The 22,842-nt window shown below is 55.2% G+C and carries 19 protein-coding genes; 5 read left to right on the forward strand and 14 right to left on the reverse strand.

Features of this window, described 5'->3' with window-relative positions; genetic code table 11:
- From CFB04_RS06190 to rnr, 9 genes are all read right to left on the reverse strand, one after another.
- Nucleotides 1-1,221 carry a type II secretion system F family protein gene (locus tag CFB04_RS06190; protein ID WP_088534465.1) on the reverse strand — a complete coding sequence of 407 codons (1,221 nt, stop codon included), beginning with the start codon at nt 1,219-1,221 and terminating at the stop codon, nt 1-3.
- A gap of 12 nt (nt 1,222-1,233) precedes the next feature.
- Entirely contained in the window at nt 1,234-2,337 is a 1,104-nt protein-coding gene (locus tag CFB04_RS06195; RefSeq protein WP_088534466.1) for a type IV pilus twitching motility protein PilT, read from the reverse strand.
- A 19-nt stretch (nt 2,338-2,356) separates the two neighbouring features.
- Nucleotides 2,357-4,066, reverse strand: a complete 1,710-nt coding sequence (gene pilB / locus CFB04_RS06200; protein WP_088534467.1) for a type IV-A pilus assembly ATPase PilB — start codon at nt 4,064-4,066, stop codon at nt 2,357-2,359.
- Between the two features lie 38 nt (nt 4,067-4,104).
- Complete coding sequence (locus tag CFB04_RS06205; RefSeq protein WP_088534468.1) at nt 4,105-4,989, reverse strand: shikimate dehydrogenase; 885 nt, start codon at nt 4,987-4,989, stop codon at nt 4,105-4,107.
- 167 nt (nt 4,990-5,156) lie between these two features.
- Complete coding sequence (locus CFB04_RS06210) at nt 5,157-7,013, reverse strand: DUF2723 domain-containing protein (protein ID WP_088534469.1); 1,857 nt, start codon at nt 7,011-7,013, stop codon at nt 5,157-5,159.
- Complete coding sequence (locus CFB04_RS06215) at nt 7,000-8,028, reverse strand: lysylphosphatidylglycerol synthase transmembrane domain-containing protein (protein WP_255396961.1); 1,029 nt, start codon at nt 8,026-8,028, stop codon at nt 7,000-7,002. The genes CFB04_RS06210 and CFB04_RS06215 overlap by 14 nt, the downstream gene beginning before the upstream one ends.
- Nucleotide 8,029: 1 nt before the next feature.
- Complete coding sequence (locus CFB04_RS06220) at nt 8,030-8,992, reverse strand: bifunctional riboflavin kinase/FAD synthetase (RefSeq protein WP_088534470.1); 963 nt, start codon at nt 8,990-8,992, stop codon at nt 8,030-8,032.
- A 16-nt stretch (nt 8,993-9,008) separates the two neighbouring features.
- Nucleotides 9,009-9,842 (reverse strand): twin-arginine translocase subunit TatC, encoded by an 834-nt coding sequence (gene tatC / locus CFB04_RS06225; RefSeq protein ID WP_088534471.1) that lies wholly within the window; start codon nt 9,840-9,842, stop codon nt 9,009-9,011.
- 91 nt (nt 9,843-9,933) lie between these two features.
- Nucleotides 9,934-12,228, reverse strand: coding sequence for a ribonuclease R (gene rnr, locus CFB04_RS06230; protein WP_088534472.1), 2,295 nt, complete (start codon nt 12,226-12,228; stop codon nt 9,934-9,936).
- Nucleotides 12,229-12,409: 181 nt separating this feature from the next.
- On the opposite strand from rnr, the gene CFB04_RS06235 reads away from it, so the two are divergent.
- From CFB04_RS06235 to CFB04_RS06245, 3 genes are all read left to right on the forward strand, one after another.
- Nucleotides 12,410-14,590 (forward strand): tetratricopeptide repeat protein, encoded by a 2,181-nt coding sequence (locus CFB04_RS06235; RefSeq protein WP_172825441.1) that lies wholly within the window; start codon nt 12,410-12,412, stop codon nt 14,588-14,590.
- 191 nt (nt 14,591-14,781) lie between these two features.
- On the forward strand, nt 14,782-15,195 hold the full coding sequence (locus CFB04_RS06240; protein ID WP_088534474.1) for a MarR family winged helix-turn-helix transcriptional regulator: 414 nt from the start codon (nt 14,782-14,784) through the stop codon (nt 15,193-15,195).
- A 13-nt stretch (nt 15,196-15,208) separates the two neighbouring features.
- Nucleotides 15,209-16,513, forward strand: a complete 1,305-nt coding sequence (locus tag CFB04_RS06245; protein WP_088534475.1) for a TolC family protein — start codon at nt 15,209-15,211, stop codon at nt 16,511-16,513.
- A 40-nt stretch (nt 16,514-16,553) separates the two neighbouring features.
- On the opposite strand, the gene gltX is transcribed toward CFB04_RS06245, so the two are convergent.
- Nucleotides 16,554-17,954, reverse strand: coding sequence for a glutamate--tRNA ligase (gene gltX, locus CFB04_RS06250; protein WP_088534476.1), 1,401 nt, complete (start codon nt 17,952-17,954; stop codon nt 16,554-16,556).
- 33 nt (nt 17,955-17,987) lie between these two features.
- Complete coding sequence (locus tag CFB04_RS06255; protein WP_088534477.1) at nt 17,988-18,167, reverse strand: DNA gyrase inhibitor YacG; 180 nt, start codon at nt 18,165-18,167, stop codon at nt 17,988-17,990.
- Between the two features lie 167 nt (nt 18,168-18,334).
- On the opposite strand from CFB04_RS06255, the gene CFB04_RS06260 reads away from it, so the two are divergent.
- The gene (locus tag CFB04_RS06260) at nt 18,335-19,426 is read left to right on the forward strand and encodes an AAA family ATPase (RefSeq protein WP_088534478.1); all 1,092 of its coding nucleotides are present in this window, start codon (nt 18,335-18,337) and stop codon (nt 19,424-19,426) included.
- Nucleotides 19,427-19,486: 60 nt separating this feature from the next.
- On the opposite strand, the gene CFB04_RS06265 is transcribed toward CFB04_RS06260, so the two are convergent.
- The 3 genes from CFB04_RS06265 to CFB04_RS06275 all read right to left on the reverse strand — a co-directional run bounded on the left by CFB04_RS06265 (nt 19,487) and on the right by CFB04_RS06275 (nt 20,972).
- On the reverse strand, nt 19,487-19,711 hold the full coding sequence (locus tag CFB04_RS06265) for a GSU3473 family protein (RefSeq protein ID WP_088534479.1): 225 nt from the start codon (nt 19,709-19,711) through the stop codon (nt 19,487-19,489).
- A gap of 94 nt (nt 19,712-19,805) precedes the next feature.
- The gene (gene pgsA, locus CFB04_RS06270; protein ID WP_088534480.1) at nt 19,806-20,396 is read right to left on the reverse strand and encodes a CDP-diacylglycerol--glycerol-3-phosphate 3-phosphatidyltransferase; all 591 of its coding nucleotides are present in this window, start codon (nt 20,394-20,396) and stop codon (nt 19,806-19,808) included.
- A 36-nt stretch (nt 20,397-20,432) separates the two neighbouring features.
- A complete protein-coding gene (locus CFB04_RS06275) occupies nt 20,433-20,972 on the reverse strand; it encodes a lytic transglycosylase domain-containing protein (RefSeq protein WP_088536723.1) in 540 nt (179 codons plus the stop codon).
- A 264-nt stretch (nt 20,973-21,236) separates the two neighbouring features.
- Here CFB04_RS06275 and nadB point away from each other — a divergent pair, with 264 nt between their 5' ends.
- On the forward strand, nt 21,237-22,832 hold the full coding sequence (gene nadB / locus CFB04_RS06280) for an L-aspartate oxidase (RefSeq protein ID WP_088534481.1): 1,596 nt from the start codon (nt 21,237-21,239) through the stop codon (nt 22,830-22,832).
- Nucleotides 22,833-22,842 lie beyond the last annotated feature (10 nt).

Below are 22,842 nucleotides of genomic sequence, written 5' to 3' on the forward strand. Positions count from 1 at the left end.
CTAGCCGCCGACGGCTCCCGCCAATTTGAAAATGGGAAGATACATGGCGATGACGAGACCGCCGACAGTGGTTCCGAGGAAGACCATCAGGAGCGGTTCCATCATAGATGTGAGCGCAGCCACAGCGTCATCCACCTCATCGTCGTAGAAATCTGCGATCTTGTTCAGCATGGTATCCATGGCGCCAGTTGCTTCGCCGACCGATATCATCTGAACGACCATCGGGGGAAAGACACCCGATTCCTGAAGCGGCTCCGCTATGGTCTTCCCCTCCGAGATCGCGCTGCGGACCTTGTATATCGCTTCCTCCACCACAACGTTTCCTGAAGTCTTTGCAACGATCTCCAGGCCATCCATGATCGGCACACCGCTGCTGATCATGGTGCCAAGGGTCCGGGTAAACTTCGCGACGGACACCTTCCGGATGAGAGAACCGAAAACCGGCGCCTTGAGAGCCAGGCTGTCAATGACTTTCCTTCCCTTTTTGGTTGCGTAGTATTTCCTGAATGCCGCAGACAGCATGAAGAGTCCCAGGATCATGACGATGATGTACTTCTTGAAAAAATTGCTGAGAGCGATGACGAATTTGGTTGGAGCAGGCAGATCCCCTCCGAAATCGGCGAACATTTTGGCGAAGGTGGGGATAACGAAGACAAGGATGACGCCGATGACGATGACGGCGATCGCCATAATGGTGGAAGGATATACCATCGCCCCCTTCACCTGCTTCTTTAGCTTCATTGCCTTTTCGATATAGGCGGCTAACCGCCCCAGTATCGTATCTAGAATGCCTCCAACCTCACCGGCCGCTACCAGATTCACGTAGAGCTGGTCGAATGCCTTGGGATGCTTGGCGAGAGCTTCGGCGAAAGTAGACCCGCTCTCGACGCTCTCCTTGACTTTCACCAGGATGTCCTTGAACGTCTTGTTCTCCTGCTGGGATGCGAGGATGTCGAGACACTGGACGAGCGGCAGCCCCGAGTCGATCATTGTGGCGAACTGCCGGGTAAAGACCACAAGTTCCTTGGTTTCGACCTTGCCGCTTCCGAAGCTTGGAAGCTTCAGTTCCTTCCGAAGCCCCTTTCCTTCTTCCTTGACAGAGATCCCCGTGAAACCATACCGCTTCAGCTGAGCTTCCACGTTACTGACAGTAGCAGCTTCCATTACGCCTTTCTGAAACGACCCCGCCTTGCTTCTTGCTTCCCAGCTGAATTTTGCCATGACAACTCCTTGTCAAACGCCCTGCCGCGGTCTGCCAGGCTGACCTGCAGGTCCGCCGTTGCTCATCATCTGCCTCAATTCAGAAGGATCAGGAGAACGACCCATTGCGTCGTCGAGAGAGATGATCCTTCTCGACATGAGGCTGTAGAGAGACTGGTTCATCGTCTGCATCCCGAATTTATCCTGACCGACCTGCATCTGCGAATAAATCTGATGTATTTTGTCTTCCCTGATGAGATTGCGGATGGCGGCGTTAGGCACCATCACCTCAAGGGCAAGCGCCCTCCCCCGCCCGCTCGCACGTGGAATAAGCGTCTGGGAAAGCACACCTTCCAGCACGAAGGAGAGCTGTGTCCGTACCTGCGTCTGCTGGTAAGGAGGGAAGACATCTATAATCCGGTTTATCGTCTGAGTGCAGGAGTTTGTGTGAAGGGTGGCGAAGCAGAGATGGCCCGTTTCCGCCAGGGTCAGCGCAGCCTCGATAGTCTCCAGATCCCGCAACTCACCGACGAGCACAACATCCGGGTCCTGACGCAGCACATATTTCAGTGCGGACTTGAAACTCTTCGTGTCCGCTCCGACCTCCCGCTGGTTGACAAGACAACCTTTGTGGGGATGAAGATATTCGATGGGGTCTTCTATAGTAACGATATGATCGTGCCGCTCGCTATTGATCTTGTCGATGATCGACGCAAGGGTGGTCGATTTACCGCTGCCGGTGGGTCCCGTAACCAGAATCAAGCCCCGCGGCTTGCATGAAAGCTCGCTCACCACCGGCGGAAGTCCCAGCTCTTCGAATGTGAGAATCTTGTAAGGGATAACACGGAATACGCCCGCGACGGCGCCACGCTGGATGAAGATGTTCCCCCTGAAACGGGAAAGACCCTTCACCCCAAACGATAGATCCAGTTCATTCTCCTCCTCGAACTTGTGCTTCTGGGAGTCGGTGAGGACGCTGTAGCAGAGCTGCTTCGTCTCCACCGGCGTAAGAGGAGGAAGATCCATCGGCCGGAGCGAGCCGTCGATCCTTATCTGGGGAGGCGTGCTAGTGGTTATGTGGAGGTCGGAGCCCCCGCAGTCAACCAGTTCCTTCAGCAATTGGTGTAGGTTAGCCATTATTTACCTCTTAAACCCTCTAATCGTCAGAGATGGTGACACGAAGAACCTCTTCGAACGAGGTGACGCCATCCTTCAGTTTGGTGAGCCCCGACTGCCGCATTGTCTTGACGCCCAGCCGCATCGACTCGCGCTTGATCTCCGCCGTATTGGCGCCATTGAGAATCAGTTCCCTGATCTCCTCCAGCATGGGCATTACCTGATAAAAGCCTACCCTCCCCTTGTAGCCGGTACCGTTGCATTTTGGGCAACCCGCCCCCTTGTAGCAAACATATTCCGGAGCTTCATCGGCGTGCACACCCGCATCTACGAGTGCCTGCACCGGAATTTCCTCGACAACCCTGCAATCGGAGCAGACTCTTCTTGCAAGCCTTTGTGCTGTAATGAGGTTCACCGCAGACGCTACTAGAAAAGGCTCTATTCCCATGTTGAGGAGCCGGTTAACCGTGGAAGGAGCATCGTTGGTATGTAGGGTGGAGAGAACGAGGTGTCCTGTAAGAGCCGCCTTCACAGCTATTTCGGCAGTTTCGAAATCACGGATCTCGCCGATCATGATGATGTCCGGGTCCTGACGGAGAAACGCCCGAAGCGCAGCGGCGAAATTCAAGCCGATCTCCTCGTGCATCTGCACCTGATTTATCCCGGCGAAGTTGAACTCGACCGGATCTTCGGCGGTCGAGATGTTGTCCGAAACCTTGTTGAGCTCCGAGAGTGCGGAATAGAGCGAGACGGTTTTGCCGCTGCCTGTAGGCCCTGTAACGAGCACCATGCCGAAGGGTTTGTGGATCTCGCGCTTGAAGTGAGCCAGCGCCTCCTCCTCGTACCCCAGCTTCGTCATGTCGAGCTGGAGACTCGACTTGTCAAGGAGACGGAGAACGATCTTCTCCCCGAAGAGCGTGGGGAGGACCGATACGCGGTAGTCCATGTCCTTCCCGCCGCCGAGCTTAATCTTGATCCTGCCGTCCTGGGGGAGGCGGCGCTCGGAGATGTCGAGCTCCGCCATGATCTTGATCCTGGAAGTGATGGCGTTCTTAAGCTTCATGGGAGGCTTCATCACCTCGTAGAGCACACCGTCGATCCGGTAACGCACGCGGAAATATCGTTCGTACGGTTCCACGTGAATGTCGCTCGCCTTCTTCTTGATGGCGTCGGTGAGGATGAAGTTAACGAGCTTGACCACAGGCGCGTCTTCGGTGGAGCGCTCCAGAGAGGAGATATCGAGCTCATCCTCGTCCCCGACAACCTCCAGCTCCTCCATTCCCTGAAGGTCGCTCATGACATCGGCGAGCGAGGCGGACTGGTCGTAATACTTGTCGATGGCGGTCTTCACCGCGGATTCAGCGGCAACTACCACTTCTATGTTGTAGCCGGTCATGAACTTGATGTCGTCGACGGCGAAAATGTTCGACGGATCGCTCATGGCGATGACGAGGGTGGAACCGGCTCTGCTGATGGGTACAACCTGGTACTTCTGTGAGGTTTCGACCGGAATAAGCTTGATGATGGAGGAATCTACTTCGAGTTCGCTGAGGTTGATCGACGGCAGCCCGTACTGTTTTGCCAGAAAATGGGTGAGATCGGATTCGGTGATGAGGTTGTTCTTTATAAGGATTGAACCGAGCCGGTGCTGCCCCCCCGACTGCTTCTGCTCCTCTATGGCTGAAGCAAGCTGCTCGGGAGTGATCAGCTTGTTACGAACCAGCAGTTCTCCCAGCCTGCTCAACTGCATAAATTCCTCTTTGCTCCACACAAGATAGTAATGGTCACTCAATAACCCCCGTCGAGCATCGACAGCAGAGCCTTTTTCATGCAGTCAGCGGGAATCTCGGCTCCGGTCCAGAGTCTCAACGCCGCTTCCCCCTGGGCTGCGAGCATCCCCAGACCGTTTGCAGTTTTGAGGCCAAGGCCGCGGGCAGCGGCAAGAAGCGGCGTCTCGGCAGGCACATATACCATGTCGTAGACCCCTCCCCCCGACTTCATAGATGAAAGATCAAATCCTGAAAAGGAGGATCCTCCCATGCCTATGGATGTCGTGTTAACGATCAGATCGGCCGACGCAAGTACATCTCCATCCTGCAGCGACCGGAGTGAAGCTGAGCGCAGCTGGATGTGAGGGAATTCCGTCCGCACGCGGCGGATCAGCTCTTCTCCCCGCTCCTCGGTACGGTTTACCAGCAGAAGCGACGAAACACTCTCCTGACACAGACCCGTCACCGCAGCACGGGCAGCCCCTCCTGCACCGACGACCACAACTCGGGCACCTTCAGGTTCGAGTCCGAGATCCCGCCGAAGGGAAGAAATGAACCCGGTGCAATCCGTATTGTATCCGACAAGCCGATCCTCCTCCCGCTTTACCGTATTGACGGCGCCTATCAGTGAAGCTTCGGGGGAGAGTGCGTCGAGATATGGGATGATCGATGATTTATGGGGGATCGTTACGTTGAAACCGGCGACATTCAGCGCTCGCAGGCCTGCCACCGCCTGGCCCAGCAGCTCAGGAGCCACCGGGAACGGGACATAGACCCAGTCGAGGCCGAGCTGGCGCAAAGCCGCATTCTGCATAAATGGCGACAGCGAATGCTCGACCGGCCATCCGATGATTCCGAGAATCCTGGTGCTTCCCGTTATCCCGCCCTGTTCAGAAAAATTCATAGCGGACCCTTCAGGCAACGTTTATCAGTACAACTGGAAAATACAGATGTTCGCAGGGGACTTTGACTGCACAGTGTGAGGAGGGACGTTGTCAAAAGTTCAATTCAGATTGTCAAATTGTTGATCGGCAGTAGCCGGGAAACCTTTAGATTTTTTCGTGTGTACGGCTACCGCAGGCCATACCCGGAGAGTATACGCGCCACCTGCCCTTGCATCTCCGGCGCGATACGTTCCGCCATCCGAAGCTCCCGGACCGCCTCCTGAACCCGGCCAAGACGCAGGAAAGTTTCTCCCGCTTCCATGTGAGCGCTCGCATAGATCAGAATTGCCTTACCGGTGTCCAGATCACGGAAAAACATATCATCGTTGATGCCACGGAAGTTGTAAAGCCTCCACACAGCCAGATCCGGCGGATAGGTAGTCGCAGAGGGCGATTTAATCAGCTCATAGCATATGCCTCTCTGTATCATGGAGAACTCTTCGAAACCCACGGAATAACGAGTGGAGAAATCGATATAAACGGGCCGATTCCTGATCTGCTCTGAAATAGCTACTTTCAGCACATACTCTGCTGGCTGGAACTCCAGAGGAAGCGATCGTAACATGCTGTAGCGGAAAAGCTTCGGGAAAGCGTCCAAGTACCAGGTAAAGACAAGATGCGGCGTATGGAGAATGTCAAGATCCTCACGCATCTTCTCCACCCCCTGCAGGTACCAGAGCGGGAAAGCACCGCTGTCCCCCCAGGTGAAGAGGACAGCTCCTTCAGGCATGCTTCTTAGTGAGTTGGTGGCATAATCGTATGCGATGTAGTTTTCGTGCTGGTCGTTTTCCACGTAGTTACCGGCACACAATGTAACGGGTAGCGCAAAGAGAAGCGCAAGGGCAGCCACACGAACCGGCTTTCCCCCGCTCCGCAAAGACCCGCAGGTGTATAGAATCTGCCTGAGAAGGAAGAACATTCCCATCCCGATGAAGACCGCCGAGAGAAGGTAGATCGGGTCGAAAAACTCCTCAGTCAGAAAGATCAGGTCATCTGGAGTATTGAAGTATCCCACGATGACAAGGAGGAACACAGCGATGGCTATGGCATACGAAACGATTTCGTGGCGAAGCTTCCTGAAATAGGCGAGAAGGCCGATGAGCAGCAGGAATAGGCCCAGGAGCGTGAACTCGTAAGGCACGCTGAAGGCGTTGATCTGCTTCCAGAGCAGGGAAAGGGAGCGAACGGGTTTATCAACAGGGTATCCCTTGCGGAGAAAATTCCAGAGGAACTGCGTCAGCGTTTTCGGATCCCCCCAGTTGAGGAGGGGATTCTGCATGGCACGAATTGGCAGATGAAGATGAACGGATATAAAGCCGAATGCGGCGAACGATAGGACGAGGAGCAGCTCCTTCACCCGTGTAACAAGGCGCCAGTCTTGGGAAAGGATCAGAAAAGCGAAAGATGGCAGCATAAGGATCATGATCTGATGCCCCCCGAAGCCGAGACCTGAGAGAAAAGCTCCCAGATAGATATAGCCAGGATAGTCCTCACCATTCCGATACTTTTCGCGCCATAGCAGGATCAGGTAGAAAATCATCGCACAGAGGAAAGCCACAAGCGGGTATGGCTTATCATGGTTGGACTGCAGCCAGAGCCGTGGAGAGAACGCAAATGTGAGGGCAGCCGCCAGCGCCACCAAGCGCCGCTGAAGGATGCTCGCTTCGCGGTCTACTGCTGTGACTAGCCTGCACACGAGCAGATAAACTCCATAGCAGGCGACAGCAGCAGAGAGAGCGGTTGCTATGTTCACGCGAAACGCAATATTTCCGAAAGGAAGGTAGGTAAAGGGTTTTGCATAGTTGATGAAGAGCGGGTAGCCGGGAGAGTGCGCTGCACCGAGAGAATGGATCGCTGTAAGGAATTCACCGCTGTCGAAGAAAGTAACAGAGGGTGCGAGGGTGAGAAGATATACGGCAAAGGGAACGATAACGGCAAGAACGGCACAGGGATCAATCTGTGCGATAAAGTTACGGTCTCTCAATTGACTGCTCCTGTGTGGCGGATTCGCTGATGGCCCTGAGGGAAACGTTTCCACGCCATAGACAGTAGAACCCTGCAATGATCACCGGAAAGAAGCTCAGCCCGTGGATGACAAAGGCAATGCTGAGGGCCTTTTCAGAGGTGATATTGAAAGCGGTCAGGGCTGTGACGCAGGCGAAGTGGTAAGTCCCTATGAATCCGGGAGAGGCCGGAACCATCACCGCGAATACGAGAAATACCATGATGAACATCGAAGCGATAATCGGGAGGTGTACCCCGAAGGCTTGAAGGATAAGGTCGATGGGCCAGATGGCGGTAGCCCAGACCAGGAGGGAGGTAAGGACGAGGGGTGCCAGGTCCGCAGGCTTCGACGAGAGCCTGATGCCAGCGATGAAAGAGCCGAGAACCGGTATGATCTTCTCTGACACCTTGGCGGGGAACGGCTTTAGAAGGAACCCGACGTAGTGCAGCGTCCTCGCTGTCTGTCGTTTGAGAAGAAGGAGAAATAGGATGACCATCAGGTAGAAGCCTACCGTCGCGTACCCTCCCATCTCCATCCCATGCTCTACTTTTTCCATTCCGGGGGGAAGCTTCAGACTGAAGAAGGTGGCGAGGAGAATGATGAGTACAGTAAAGCCGTCGAAGAGGCGGTCGAGTACGAGTGTGGCAAAGACAGAGCTAGTCTCCAGCTTTTCCCGGTTGGCAAGCGCGTACGCCCGCACGAATTCGCCTAATCGAGCAGGGAGAAGATTGTTCGCCATATACCCGATGATGGTCGCCGAGGTGAGGCTCCCGATCCCGATCCGCTTGATCGGGAGCAGAAGGAAGTGCCAGCGTACGGCGCGAAAAAAATAGCTCACAAACGTAAGTAATACCGCCGGCCAGAGGAACAGGTAGTCAATTTCCCTAAAAGCCTCCAGAAGCTTTGTAGTGTCTATTTTCCGGAACAGCATGAAGAGGAAGAACATGCTGATGCCGGTGCCGATCCACAACTTCTTGTCGAAAGCCTTCCCCACGTCAGTCCCCCGTCAGGTAGCTCGGATATTCGATGAGCCGGGTGTGTGACAGAATCTCGCGGCACCGTGCCACATCTGCGGCTATCGACAGCTTGAGTGCTTCCACATCCGGAAACTTCCGCTCGTCACGGACCCGCTCGATGAAGTAGACACGGATTTCCCTGTCGTACAGATCTTCCTCGAAGTCGAACAGAAAGACTTCCACTGACAGTGCTTGATTGGAAAAGGTGGGGTTGACTCCAATATTGCAGGCACCTTCATATACCTCGGAATCGACCTTCACCTTTACGGCGTACACCCCGTTCTTCGGAAGCAGTTCCTTTTCGGTGGCGATGTTCGCCGTGGGAAAACCGAGGCCTGAACCCCGGTGATGACCATGCACTACTTTACCCGCCAACGAGAAGTGGCGCCCGAGAAGCGCGACGACACCGGCTACGTCCCCCGCAGAGACCATGCTGCGAATGAGGGAACTGCTGTATGTGGTGCGGCCATCTCCGACCGGTTCCATCACATCTACCTCGAATCCGAGTTCACCACCCAAATGCTGCAGCAGTGACACATCACCTTCCCTGCTGCGGCCGAAGCGGTAATCGGAACCGATGATCAGCTTTCTGATTCCGATTCTCCCGACGAGCACCCCTCTGACAAACTCCTCGGCGCTGACGGACGCAAATGTGCGGTCAAATGGGATTGCAACGAGGACATCGATTCCAGAGGCTTCGATAAGTGCTTCTTTTTCCGCGCAGGTGCTGATCAGTCGCAGATCCTTGCCCGACGGCACCACCTTGAGAGGGTGAGGCACAAAGGTAATGACGACCGACACACCACCGAGACGAGCAGCATCACTTCTTACACGACGGAAGATCTCCCGGTGCCCCAAGTGGACGCCGTCAAAATTCCCGATAGTGGCGACCGGGCTGGGAAGACCACCCGTAATGTCCTCAATCGCGCGGAATACTCTCATCTTAAGTCACCGGGCATCATGTCTCGGGAACCGGAAGCTTCTTCTTCCCGAAAATAAGCACAATCCAGATGCTGATTTCATACATGAGGTAAAGCGGCACCATGATCACGAACATCGTGATGAGGTCTGCGTGGAACGCGGCGATGATCGAGCTTGCGAGAAGTGCGTACTTCCGGTTTCGTGCAAGAAGCCCGTAATTAACGATGCCGAACCGTGACAGGAGGAGCGCCAGGACGGGAAGTTCGAAGATGAGGCCGAACATCAGAATGAGCCGAAGGCAGAAATTGACATAGGCGCTCAGATTGAACCAGCTGCGCAGCCCTTCGGCCTCATATGACAAGGAAAAGTTTATGATGACGGGCCAGATAAGGATGAGGAAAAACAGTGCTCCTGCGCAGAAACTGAAGGTACTGAAGGTAACGAATGGAACCGCCAGCTTCTTCTCCTTGCGGGTGAGTCCAGGGGCGATGAAGAGCCACAGTTGATGAAAGACCACCGGCAAGGAGATTATGAAGCCTGCAATCATTGAAATCTTGCATTGGATAAAGAAAGGTTCCAGGGGGGCGCTGTAGTTGAGCTGACGCTCCTTCACGGGGATTGCCAGATCCTTGTCGAGCTTGTACCTCGTGTAGAGCGTCGGAAAACGGTCTTTCACCTCCTGGTAGGCTCTAACTTTTATGTCAGTAAGGTAGGTTTTCCCGGCCAGGGGCTTTTCGACGAAATTGAGAAGGGTCGGCGAAAAATTCCAGGAGATGCCCATTCCTATAACTATGGCGACAATTGCGATAATGAGCCGTTTTCTCAGCTCGATAAGATGCTCGATAAACGGCAGTACCCGCTCGTCTCCCATGAAAACCTCAAAGGTAAAGGTGTAAAACTGCGAGAAGATAACACAGCGTTACGGCACGCGCAACAGCTTTCGCCCCCAGCTTTCCTGCATATCAGCGCCTTCGCCGGGTTGGTGGTTTTCGACCTTTGCCCCCCCTCTTTGTCGTCGCTCCGGCTCCCCCTCCACCAGGTTTTGTTCCTTTGGCAACAGGACGTTTCCCCTTTACCGGAACCCGGACGTACTCCTCCCGCTCCTGATTCATATGCTGGTAATCGCCGACAGCCTCGCCATCCTCCCCCGCCAGCACGAAATCGATCTGCCTGCGCTCTAGGCTGGCACCCGCTACGATCACCCGCACACGGTCGCCAAGGCGATATGTCCTGCGGCTCCGCTCCCCTATCATGGCGTGCTGCTGCTCTTCGTACCGGTAAAAGTCATGCGGCATCGTGGAGACATGAACCATCCCTTCAACGAATAACTCGATCAGCTCTACAAAAAGCCCATAGGAGGTGACTCCCGTTATGAACCCGTCGAACTGCTCCCCGATACGGCCCCTCATGAACTGGACTTTCTTGAGGTCGACAATTTCCCGCTCCGCTTCGGTAGCGGTACGCTCCCGTGAGCTGCAGTGAATAGCCATATCCGGCAGTTTCCCAGCCAGGTCCTCCAGAGCCTCTCCCTTCTTCAGTGTCCCTGTTATTATGCCTTTGAGTATCCTGTGAACCTGAAGATCCGGGTAACGGCGAATAGGAGAGGTGAAATGGGTGTAACAGGAAGCCGCCAGACCGAAGTGCCCAAGATTCTCCGCCGAGTACCGCGCCTGCTTCATGCTGCGCAGCAGCACCTCGTTGATTAGCCGTTCCTCGGGCTTCCCCGCCGCCTGATCAAGGAGAAGCTGGAGAGCAGCCGGATCTACCCGTTCCCCATCGAACCGGAAATCGTACCCGAACCCGCTGATGAACTCCCTGAAGTCACGCAGTTTAATCATGTCGGGTGGCTCGTGAACACGGTATAGGGAAGGAACGTTGCGCTTCTCCAGAAACGAGGCCACGGACTCGTTGGCGGCAAGCATGAACTCCTCTATTATCCGATGCGCCAGGTTCCTTTCCGCCCTTACGATGGACATGGTTCCTCCCTGTAAATCCAGCACCAGCTGGGGTTCCGGCAGATCGAAGTCGATGCTCCCGCGCCGGCGTCTTTTCTCCATCAGAATCAGGGCAAGCTCCTGCATTACAAGCAGGTCGGGCAGCAGATGCCGGTGGGATTCAACAATATCCGGCTCCTGGTCAACGAGCAGTCTTCGCACCGTGGTATAAGTAAGGCGGGCGGCACTTCGAATTACACTGGGGTAAAATTTTGAATCCACCATGCTGCCCGAGGCATCGAAAAGAAGCTCAGCGGTCAGTGCAAGACGATCCACCAGCGGGTTCAGCGAGCATATGCCGTTGGAAAGTTCCTCGGGAAGCATGGGGATTGCACGGTCGGGAAAGTAGACGGAGGTTCCACGCTCATAAGCATCCCGATCCAGCGCCGACCCCGGCCGCACGTAATGTGAGACATCGGCGATGGAAACCCAGAGCCGGATCCTGTCTCCCACCCTTTCAGCGGCGACTGCATCGTCAAAATCCCGTGCCGTCTCCCCATCGATAGTAACCGTCAGGCGGGACCTCAGGTCGGTCCTGGCTCCTACATCGGCCTCGGAAACAGACTGGGAAACCGAGCGGGCAGCCTTCATCGACTCAGGCGAAAACTCTACCGGGAGCTCGTATTTGGCGATGATCGTCCTTACTTCCACCTCAGGGTCCTCGGGAAATCCGAGAACCTCCACGATTCTCCCCTCGGCTGGTCGCCCTCCCACCGGATACCTGTCTATCTCGGCTACCACAACCTGGCCATCTCGTGCTGCTCCACGGAATCTCGCCGGAATGGAAACCTCCTGTGAAAGACGCAGATCCTCGGGAATCACCAGAGCCGCCTTTCCAGCCTCCCGCAGACGGCCGACAACCTTCGTATGGGCCCGCTGAACGATCCTCACAATGCGTCCTTCCCGCTTTCCTTCGCCCGGGGCGGGCAGGACCGCTACCTCCACCTGATCACCGTGCATGGTCTCACGCAAGTATCTGGCGGGAATGAATATGTCTCCGCCACCGTCATCTGCCGAAACGAAACCGTATCCGTCACGATGTGTGGACAGCTTTCCTGTCAAGGTCGTGGAGGCCGACTGCAGCGCATAACGGTTTCCCCTCACTCTGAGGATTTCTCCCTCATCAGCCATCGCCTCCACTAACTGGCGCACCCGAAGCCGCTGCCCCCGGTCTGCTCCGGCCATTCCCATCAGCTCCCTGAGGGAGGCGCTACCGCCGTTTTGTCGCATAAGCTTGATTACGAGGGATTTGGAAATTTTCATAGGGATAACCTCGTGCGTATTTTTAGGTAAACTTTAACCTATAAACGGCACGACTATGCGCAAAGAACCCGCACAAGTCAATCTGTTTGGCTATGGAATTTCCTTTTGATTTTTTCGAATGGTTCCGGTTACTATTGAGTCCGCTTTTAAGGACCAGCTTTCCCACCTCTCGGAGTTGCCAATGCGTTTTCGTCTTTCTCTTCCCGTCGTCGCTTTCATTCTTCTCAGTGTCCCAGCTTCGGGTCTTACCGTACTCGCCCAGGCTGGAGCGTTGGAGCAGGCTGCATCAAAAATGAAGGACAAGGATTACGATGCCGCGCGAGAGGCGGCATTGGCTGCTCCTCCAGGAGGAGCGCGGGATCTTGTAGCCGGAATGGCCGCGTTCAGGGCTGAACGATGGGAAGACGCTGCGCTCTCCCTGGGGCGCGCTTCGGAAACACTCCCCCTGCTTGCCGACTACGCCCTTTTTTACAGGGCACAGGCGCTCTTCACCCTTTCCCGCTTTAGTGAAAGTATTGCGCCTCTGCAAGCATTGCAGAACAAATACCCCGAAAGCCCACTGCTGCGCCGGGGACGCATCCTGATGGCGGACGCTTTTTTCGCTTCCGGCGACTATCGTGCCGCCCTCGACACATACTTGAAATTCATGGAAAACTATCCCTCTGGAAGTGATTCTCTCACCGCCGTCTATCAAACAGCGCTTTGCCGGGAAAAACTCGACGACATGAAAGGAGCTGTTGCCGCCCTGCGGGGTGCCTGGCTCGCCTACCCGGCCTCCGACATTGCCGTAAAAGCTGAGAAAGAGCTACGGAGGATGAACGAGCATGGAGCCACCATCCCTCCATACACTGAGGAAGAGCTTCTGAAACGGGGAATCACCCTCTATAACCTGCGCAAGTATGACGAAGCTCTCAGGACCTTCGAAGGAATAAAGGCGGGCCCCGAAGCGCCAGAGCTTGCCTGCAGGCTTTCCCTGAGAAAAGGCCAGACCCTCTTCAAATTACGCCGCTGCAAGGAAGCAGAGCAAACCCTCACCCTCCTAGATCCGGGGACGCTGAAAAAGGAAGTTGGGGAAGAAGTACTGTACTGGCTCGCCCGCAGCCTAGACAAGAACGGGAAGGATGACGACGCCGTAGCAGCCTATCTCAGGCTGGTGGAACTCTACCCCGATGCCGATCTGGCTGACAACGCTCTCCTGGAAGCGTCCCTCATCAGAAAAGACCAGAAACGCCCGGATGAAGCACGGGCGCTTCTTGATCGCCTCATTGCCACCTATCCGGCATCCAATCTTCAACCGCAGGTCTACTGGGAGCTAGCATGGGGAAGCTATCAGAAGCGGGAGCACCAGAAAGCGGCTGAAGGATTCAAGAAACTGCTGGACACCTCCACATGGCGGGAAAAAGCCCTTTACTGGTACGCGCGTGCCGAGGCAGGCGCCGGAAATGCTGAAGCCTCCGGAGCTTCATATGCGGCTCTCCTCAGTGAATATCCGTACGGCTTTTATTCATCCTTGCTACGGCAGGAATCAGGAGTAGAGGACACACTCGAAGTCCCGGCACCATCCGTGAAAACCGCGCGTGCGACTGTTCCTCCTGCATTGGAACGGGCAAGACTCCTCCTTTCTCTGGGGCTCCAGGAAGAAACCAGATCAGAACTTGCTGCAGTGAGAAAGAAAGCTACCGCTAAAAACGGCCTAATGGAAGCCCTGGCTGAGCTCTTCCTGGAAATGAACGACTACAACAGTGCCTACAACCTGTATCAGAAGGAATCCTTGAAGAAGGAGGATGCAGTGCGTCTCTCCGCATGGCGGTTCCTCTATCCCCTTGCCTTCCGCGATCAGGTAGCCGCCAACGCAACACAGCAAGGCATCCCCGACAGCCTCGTTTATTCGATCATTCGGGCCGAGAGCAGCTACCTTCCTACAGCGCTTTCGCCGGTGGGGGCCGTGGGATTGATGCAACTGATGCCTGCAACGGCCTCGGCGGTAGCGAAGCAGCCGGTGCCGGAAGTAAAGAGCCGCCTCGTACAGCCTGACTTCAACATCCGCCTCGGCACGAAACACATGAAGGACCTGCTGCGCACCTACGACGGCGATCTCGTGTCGGCTGTGGCGGCTTACAACGCCGGCGCCGGCAACGTCAACCGATGGCGCAAAGCATACGCCGGCCTCCCCCGGGACGAGTTCATCGAAAGCATCCCCTTCGGCGAGACGAGGGAGTACGTGAAGAAGGTCGTAACGGCGGCAACCTTGTATCGGAAACTTTACGGACTCGATGCTCCCGTGCAGCAACCGGCCCCTAAACCTGTAAAAGAAGAAGCCTCCGCTCCTCCTCCCCCTCAACCGGCTTCACCGGCTTCCTGAACCTCCTGGACATAAGGGCCGCATGATCAGCATGCGGCTTTTTTTTGCGTCATACATTTCTCTCTTTAACCTCTCCATGTTCGCCCGGTCTTCTCCCCCGGGTTCCTAACCAGACCTCCCCCCCTTTCGCTTTGACAGCATGATGTAGATGTGGCATATCTGCTTCAAGAAATAATTAATAGGAAAAGTTCATGATCGAGATTGAAAGAAGCGTGGGTTTCCTGCTGGCGAAAGCGTATCAGCGTGCGTGTGCCCTGTTCAAGGAAGAGTTTGACGGCTACGATATAACTCCCCAGCAATTCGGGCTGCTCGGATTCCTCTGGCAGCAGGATGGCCTATCACAGGCCGAGCTTTCCCAGCGCAGCCAGATCGACCGAACCACCATGGGAGGATTGATCGACCGGCTGGAGAAGGAGGGGCTCGTCAAGCGGATACCTCACCCTGAAGACCGGCGGGCGTACCGGATTGTTCTTACGGAGAAGGGACGCAACCTCAATGATGAGCTTTCGGAACTCGCAAAGAAGGTGATTGAGCGCTTCATCAGCAGGATCACTCCAGAAGAGCACATTACACTTCTCAGCATTCTGGAGAAGCTTCGCCATTGAGCCGGAGAAACGAATGCGAGTCCTTATCCTCACCATCGTAGCCTGTGTCTGCATTGCAGGTGCAGGAAGCGCAGGGGAACTGACCCTGGAGCAGTGTCTGCGGAAAGCTGCCGCCATGAATCGCACGTTGAAGCTTGCTGCCATAGACCATGAGGCTGCTGCTGAAGGGGTCCGCATCGCCAGAAGCGGCTATCTCCCCCGTATCGATCTTCAAGGAGGGTACACGGCACAGCTCGAACCCCAATCGATCAAATTCGGCAGCGGTTCATTCCCCACACAGGACCAGACTTACCCCTTTTTTAACCTCGGCATCAACCAGATCCTTTACGATTTCGGCCGCACCGGTGCCCGGGTCCGACGGGCCGCACTCGTTGCCGACGCAGCAGCCCTGGAACTCAGCGGCAGGAAGCAGGACATCTTTCTGCAGGTAACGGAGGCTTATTTCGCAGTGCTTGAACAGAGCCGGGTACTACTGGCGCTGGAGGAGGAAGTTACACAGCGCCGGGAACATTCCCGTGTAGCGCAAAACCTTTTCGAGCAGGGGGTAGTGACCCGCAACGACCTTCTGCAGGCCGAAGTAAGACTGGCGGACAGCACGCAACGTAAGCTGGACGCTGCCAACAGAGTGGAAACGGCCTGGCTCAAACTCAACTTCCTGATGTGTGAAGAACCGGGATTCCGCGGCGAACTCCAGGAGTTACCGGAAATCGGTGAGGTCGACCTGGAAGAGGCAACGGCCGAACGTGCATTATCAGCAAGGCCTGATATCGCAGCTCTGAAAAGGGTCGCTCAGGCAGGTGAGGCCGAAGTAACCGAGGCTAGAACCGCTTTTTTCCCGGAGGTTTACGCGCGGGCGGGTATAGATTACGTGCAAAACAGCAGATCGCAGGAACAAGCAATCTATTCAGCTACGCTGGGGCTTCGAGTAAATCTCTTTGAAGGATTCGCCGCGACGGCCCGCCAGCAACAGGCGGTGCTCGGCAGGTCACACAGCAACGAAATCCTCAGGGCGGAGGAGGAACGGATAAGGATAGATCTGGAGATAGCGAAAAACGAGGTCCGCGTGACAGCACAGCGAGTGAGGACATTGGAACAATCGATACGCCAAGGGGAAGAGAACCTACGCATAAACCGCGACCGTTACACCGAGCAGGTCGGCACTGCAACCGAGGTGCTCGACTCTCAGACCCTTTTGACGCAGGTGAGGACCGAGTACATCAGGGCTAAGTACGCTCACCAACTGGCCCTGGCAAGGGTAAAGCACGCTCTCGGACAGCTTGCAGGTCCTCCCTCTCTCCGGGAGATCCGAAGCCCTTAGGCGATCGCAGGAGGACTGGCTAGATGTCGAACCGGAAAGATCAGCGCCGGAGGAAGTCGAGCGCCCTGCTGATCCTCTTAAGGGATTCGTTTTTCCCAAGCACCTCAATCACCTCATAAATCCCGGGTGATGTAGTCCCTCCGCATAACGCAACCCGCACTGCCGGACCTATCTGGCCGAGCTTAATACCCCGGGCCGAACACAGTTCCTTGAATGCCGCCTCTATGCCGGATTGGTTGAAGGGATCGAGATTCCGCAAATGGAGAAGAAGCTCCTCGAAAAGCGGATCAACATCAGCCTTGAGAAATTTCGCCGCGGCTTCTTCTTCATAAGCGAAATCGTCCCTGAAATAGAACAGCGCACCATCTGCCATTTCCACCAGTGTCCGGGAGCGCTCCTGCAAGGTACGGACTACCATTGTCAGGTCCGGCCCCTGGGAAGTGTCGACATTCCTCTCATGCAGGAAAGGCGTGAGCAGGTCAGCCAGCCTCACAGGATCGCCGGTTTTTATGTAATGGGCATTGAGCCAGAGGAGCTTATCCGGATTGAATACTCCTGCTGAACGCCCCACATTCTCGATGGAGAATTTCTGCACAAGTTCTTCGCGGCTGAAAATTTCCTCGTCCCCGTAGCTCCAGCCGAGTCTGACGAGGTAATTCACCATTGCCTCGGGGAGAAAACCCATGTCGCGGTAGGCCATCACACTGGTTGCTCCGTGACGTTTTGAAAGCCTGGTCTTGTCGGCGCCCAATATCATCGGCACATGGGCGAACTGGGGAACCGGGTACCCCAGCGCCTCGTACAAAAGGATCTGTCGGGGCGTGTTGTTTACGTGGTCATCACCTCGGATTACGGTGGTGATTGCCATCGTCGCGTCATCTATCACTACGGTGAAGTTGTAGGTCGGGGTCCCGTCGCTACGTTGGATGATGAGGTCGTCAAGCTCCTCGTTGTTAAAGGAGATCGGTCCCTTTACAAGGTCATTGAAGGCCGTAATGCCATCGTGAGGCGCCCTGAATCGCACAGCGAACGGGCGCTCTGGAGTGACTGCCCTGAGGCTGCGGCAGGTGCCGTCGTACTTCGGCTTCCTCCCCTCCTTCATTGCCAGTTCCCGCTTTGCCTCCAGTTCTTCCGGAGTGCAATAGCAGCGATATGCCTTCCCTTCAGCCAGAAGCTTCTCAACGAATTCCCGGTATACGGGGAACCGCTCGGTCTGAAAAAACGGGCCTTCATTCCAGTCAAGGCCGAGCCAGCGCATTCCTTCGAAGATAGCATTTACGGATTCCTCGGTGGAGCGGGCCACATCCGTATCTTCTATGCGCAGTATGAAAGTCCCCTGCTCCTTTTTTGCAAGAAGCCAATTGAAAAGGGCTGTGCGTGCCCCACCGACGTGGAGGTAGCCTGTGGGACTGGGGGCGAATCGAAGACGTGGTTGTGACATTGGAACTCCTTCTTGTTTGTTCTTTCCGGCTGCTTACGATTCTTCTTCCTCATCCGGAGACTTTATGTCCGAAGGAATACGATAGCGCTCGTCTGCCCAGGCCCCAAGATCGATCAGCCTGCACCGTTCGGAGCAGAAAGGACGATTGGCGTTGCCCTGCCAGGTACACTGCTTGCCGCACGTAGGACACTTTACCGTCTCTAAAGGATTCATGCTGTTGGCTCCAAAGACCGCTGCCGCTTGAGGCGACGCAAGTTTATAGCGAATGCCCCCGGAAAAGTCAAACCTATTGCTTGCGGCCCGGCAGCAAGATGGTTGACAGCATGGGGGTTGCCGGTATTATTGTTCATACTTTGCAGCACCAGGGGATGGAGGGTTTTATGGCAAAAAGGATTTTCATCGCCGCGACCGGTCAGAACTGCGGCAAAACCACCATGAGTGTTTCACTGATGCATCTCGCCCGGAAGAAGTATGGCCGGGTCGGCTTCATCAAGCCTATTGGCCCGAAGATCGACTATTACAACGATTTCATGGTCGATATGGATGCGCTCCTAATGGCTAAAACCTATGCCATGGAAGAGGATATCGCTTTAATGTCTCCCGTTGCCCTTCACAAGAACTTCACGAAGGATTATCTAGAGGGCCGCCTCACGGAACTGGATATGAGCGGGTGCATCGTCAAGGCAGTGGAAGAGTTGGACAGCAAATACGACTTCCTCATCATTGAAGGTGCCGGTCATGGGGGAGTAGGATCGGTAGTAGGACTCAGCAACGCAAAGGTAGCGAAGCTGGTGGATGCACCTGTTGTCATCGTAACGGAAAGCGGGATCGGCAAGGTAATTGACGCGGTACACCTCAATCTCGCCCTCTACGAGCGCGAAAAAGCCGACGTGCGGGCCGTCATTGTAAACAAGCTTCTGGCGAACAAACGGGACTCTATTCTCGACCTGCTCCGCAAAGGGGTAAGCTGGCAGGGAATAGACGTTATCGGCGGCTTCAACTACTCACCTATTCTTGCAAATCCTACCCTCAGCCACATATCGAAGCTTCTCGACCTGCCGCTGCACGGGAATCCGGAGGAGCGAAGCCGCATAATTCACCATATCCAACTGGGTGCGGCATCCTCGCAGAAGGTCATAGACGGATTGCTGGAATCTACACTCATGATTGTCACAGCCTCTCGGGACGAGCTGATCGTCACAATCTCATCCCTCTACCACATCCCCGCCTACAAAGCCAAAATCGCCGGAATGGTAATCGCCGGACACACTCCCGTAGCAAAAATAACGCAGCAGATCCTAGACGACAGCACGATCCCATACATTCGCCTCGAACGCTCTACAGCGGAAGCGTTCATGATTCTCAAGGAGGATGTCGCGAAGATTTCAGCCGAGGATCAGGAAAAATTGAATTGGATCAAGGCCAACGCGGAGAGCGATATTGACTTCGAAGCCATAGATGCACTGCTCTGAATCACTCGAAGCTACTCTTTCTTAACACCTTCAGACTTTATCCAGTGAAGCAAGCGCCACTCATTCATTAACGGTACGCGCGCGGCTGTCGAGATTGCGAGCACGCCTGCGCCGTTCTGTTCCATGGTACTCCCCGGAAGAACTCCGCACGGGATCGCGCCCCACCTTTACCCAGCCACTCGACCGGCAGAATTGGATTACGCGACCTGTCGATATCAGGTAGTCGAGGCGATACGACTCTATAAGGTCATGGGTGCCGTCGTCATAGACCACGAGAATCAGCATTGGTCCCCCCGCTAAACCACCGGTAGCCACATTGTTACCGCAAATTGTATCACATCCGGGGGCGAATGGCGCGGGAGGGGGGACGAACGGAGGGTCAGCGTGCTATTACCTTCATGAACTTGAGGAGGTAGTCCACTCCGGACCAGATCGTAATGATGGTGGCAATCCAAAGGTAGAACATGCCGACATTGTGCATATTTACAAAGAGGTACGGATGATCGATAGAGAAAAACCAATGGTAGTCAAAGTGGAGAAGAAGACCGATGATGGCCACCAACTGAAAGATGGTCTTGAACTTACCGAGGTTGCTGGCAGCTATCACGATGCCCTCGCTGGAGGCGATGCCTCGCAGACCTGTAATAATGATCTCTCTGCCGAGAATGACCAGGACCATCCAGGCGGGAACCCTTCCGAAAGGTATGATCATTATGAGAGCCGTCATCACGATCAGCTTGTCGGCGATAGGGTCGAGAAACTTGCCGAAGACGGTTTCGATACCCATGCGCCGAGCAAAATACCCGTCAAGCCAGTCGGTCACCGAGGCAGCGGCAAAGAGTGCGGCCGCCCAGAATCCTGCAGTACGTGACGGAGAGAGGAGCAGAATTACCAGCACCGGAATGGCAGCAATCCGCATCAGCGTGAGAATATTGGGGAGGTTCCAAATTGTGCGTTCGGCTGAAGGCATGGACTCTTTCAAGAAACGATGCTCTAGGCACCGGCCTCAGTTGCTTTGATAATTTTTCTGGTACTCCAGCACCTTGGAGACGTAACTGCGGGTTTCCTGATACGGCGGAATGCCGCCATAGCGGGCAACCCGAGATAGCCCGGCATTGTACGCAGCCAAAGCTAGCGACACATCGCCTTTGCACGTATCCAGGAGAAACCTTAGATAGCGCACCCCTCCCCGGATGTTCTCCGCGGGATCGAAAGCGTCGGCGACCTTAAGATCCTGGGCAGTCTTCGGCATCAACTGCATTAGTCCCTGTGCACCCTTGCGGGAAACTGCATTGGGGTTGTAGGCGGATTCGGCATGAATCACTGCCTTGATAAGGGACTTATCGACGCCGTACTTCACGGCGCAGCTGCTGATGAGTGACTCGTAACGCGCAGGATCCCCCGAAATACGGAAGGAGGTCCGCAGTTGCTTCTCGCGTTTGATATCCCGCATGAAAATCTTGAATCGCTTATCTGTCGGAGCATCGGTGAAATGAACGACTCCGTTCGAATCTTCATACCTGTAGATGTCGGCTTTCGCCTCCATCCCACACAAGACCGAAACCAAAACCAGAGCTACAATTGGATACGCTTTTTTCAAGGCAATTCTCATCAGGAGACGATACGGAAGCGGGCATGTCCAGAATTTGTATAAATCAGTATCGGCAATTTTACAAGAAGATTGACGGATTTCCAGTTTTACGAAAAGGGGAAAAGCTTGACAAACGGGGGTTCGGGGTAAATAATTTAAAGCCTTTCAGAAACACCTCCGACAGGACCACCCCCTGCGGAGGCACTTAGGGGGGTCTTCATGCGTGTAGAAAGCGATTTTCTGGTGATCGGCAGCGGTATAGCCGGTCTCTCCTTTGCCCTCAAGGCGGCGCGGCATGGAACCGTCGCGCTCGTTACCAAACGGGAGATAACTGAATCGGCGACCAATTACGCCCAGGGAGGGATAGCCTCCGTCTTCTCGCAGGAGGATACCTTCGAGGCTCATGTGGAAGACACCCTGGTAGCGGGAGCTGGGATCTGCCACGAAGATGTCGTTAAGATGGTTGTAGAAGAAGGTCCACAGGTCATTCACCGTCTTATAGAATGGGGAGTTCAGTTCACCACGAGCGGCGACTCGTACGACCTTACACGTGAAGGTGGACACAGCCAGCGGCGTATCCTCCATGCCGAGGACATAACAGGGAGGGAGATAGAACGGGCGCTTGTCGCGGCAACGAGGCAGGATCCGAATATTTCCATTTACGAACACCACATAGCCGTCGACCTGATCACCGAGGCTAAGGTCACGCGCAAAAGGGTCAAGCCCAACCGGTGCCTGGGCGCCCATGTTCTGGACATTGCCAGCGGGCATGTAAAGACCTTCTCCGCCAAAATCACCCTCCTCGCCTCCGGCGGTGCCGGCAAGGTCTATCTCTATACCTGCAATCCAGACGTCGCCACTGGGGATGGCGTAGCTATGGCGTACCGGGCAGGTGCGACAATCGCGAATATGGAGTTCATGCAGTTTCACCCCACGACCCTCTACCACCCCCACGCAAAGTCATTCCTGATTTCGGAAGCAGTGCGAGGAGAAGGTGCGATCCTTCGCCGGCGGGACGGCACGGCATTCATGGAAAAGTATCACCACTTGAAGGACCTTGCTCCCCGCGACATCGTTGCCCGGGCCATCGACAACGAAATGAAGACCCACGGCGACGACTGCGTCTTCCTCGACATAACCCATAAGGAACCCGATTATGTCAGGAATCGCTTTCCCAACATTTATCAGACCTGCATTGAATTCGGTCTGGACATGACGAGGGAGCCGCTTCCGGTAGTCCCCGCCGCTCATTACCTCTGCGGGGGAGTTGCGGTTGATTCCAACGGAGAGAGCGACATACAGCACCTCTACGCCATCGGAGAAGTCGCCTTCACAGGGCTGCACGGTGCAAACCGCCTCGCCAGCAATTCTCTTCTCGAAGCCGCGGTGTACGCAGGTCGCGCTTACAAGCATGCAGTCGAGATACTCAAGACCGGAAAGTTTGAAAAACCGGAGATCCCCGAGTGGGACGCGGGAACCGCAACTGACTCCGACGAAACTGTAGTCGTGTCACAGAACTGGGATGAAGTGCGCCGCTTCATGTGGAACTACGTCGGCATAGTGCGATCCAACAAGCGCCTCGAACGTGCAATGCGCCGCATCAAGCTGATCCAGGAAGAGATCGAAGACTACTACTGGGACTTCACGATCACCTCCGACCTGGTCGAATTGCGCAACATATCCACCGTCGCAGAACTGATCGTCCTCTGCGCCCAGCAGAGGAAGGAATCCAGGGGGCTCCATTACAACATTGACTACCCAGAGCGGGATGATGCTCATTGGCGAAGGGACACATTCGTCAAGAAGCAGTTCTAGGGAGCTGACA

Source organism: Geobacter sp. DSM 9736, assembly GCF_900187405.1.
Lineage (GTDB): Bacteria > Desulfobacterota > Desulfuromonadia > Geobacterales > Geobacteraceae > DSM-9736.